Genomic DNA, 1,173 nt, shown 5'->3' with positions numbered 1-1,173 from the left:
CCACCGTAATTGTCGCCGAACAACCCTTTGGGGATAACAATAGGATGTGTTGATGAATCATAAAATAAAGTCGATGGTTTCCAGCCTCGCCACCCTGACACTCTCGTTCAGCCTTCTCAATGCCTGTGCGGGCGGTGGAACGATGCAAAGCTCCAGTGAGCGTCGCCCTGTCACTACCGAAAACTCAGGCGAAGGCTGCCCTGTACCTACACTGCCCGACGCCTCCAACATGGAGGTCATCAAGACCTTACCCGATCCGTTTCTGGGGTTGGATGGACACCGCATTACCGAGCGGGACCAGTGGCGCTGCCGTCGCCAGGAAACCCTGCACCAGGTACAGCATTATGAATCGGGAATCAAACCCGGTAAGCCGGAGCGGGTTAGTGGCCGTGTTTCCGCGAAATCCGTTACTGTGACTGTCCACCATCAAGGCAAAACAATAGAATTCAACGCCCCGGTGACGCTCCCCAACGCTGGCCAGGCGCCCTACCCGGCCATCATCACCCTCGGACCCGCTACGCTGGACAGCGAGTTATTGTCCGACAAAGGCGTGGCGATTATCAGTGTAGATAACAATGAGCTGGGCACCCAGAGTGGCGAGAATTCACGAGGAAATGGTCTGTTTTACGACCTGTACGGCAAGGACCACAGTGCCAGTTCCATGACCGCCTGGGCCTGGGGCGTGAGCCGACTGATCGACGTGCTACAGGAATCGGATGAAGGGTTGATAGCGGCGAACCGCTTGGCCGTTACCGGCTGCTCTCGTAATGGCAAGGGCGCCTTATTGGCCGGAGCACTGGATGAGCGGGTCGCACTGACCATTCCCCAGGAGTCCGGCGCCGGTGGTGCGGTCGCCTGGCGAGTGGCTCAGGCCATGGCGGAGGAAGGTGTTAACGTTCAGACCCTGAGTCATGCCGCCGGTGAACAGCCCTGGTTTCGGGCCGGTTTCGGCAGTGAGTTTGGGAACAACAAGGTCACCCGCCTCCCCTTCGATCAACACCAGCTCATGGGGTTGGTAGCACCGCGCGGCCTACTGGTGCTGGATAACGACATCGACTGGTTGGGCCCCATTCCGGCCTATATAGGAACCTCAGCCGCGAGGGAGATCTATCGTGCCCTGGGCGTCGAAGCCAATATAGCCTACTCGGAGAACGGCGGTCATCGTCACTGTGC

Annotated in this window: 1 protein-coding gene; it reads left to right on the top strand. The window is 58.6% G+C overall.

The features are described from left to right. Window positions 1–52: 52 nt before the first annotated feature. The coding region (locus B3187_RS05115; protein ID WP_286804912.1) for a dockerin-like protein at window positions 53–1,173 on the top strand (1,121 nt) is incomplete at its 3' end.

Origin of the sequence: Marinimicrobium sp. UBA4209 (assembly GCF_002381585.1) — a bacterium.
Classification (GTDB): domain Bacteria; phylum Pseudomonadota; class Gammaproteobacteria; order Pseudomonadales; family Cellvibrionaceae; genus Marinimicrobium; species Marinimicrobium koreense.
Note: the sequence above shows the minus strand (reverse complement) of the source record. Positions and strands in the feature narration are given on the sequence as shown.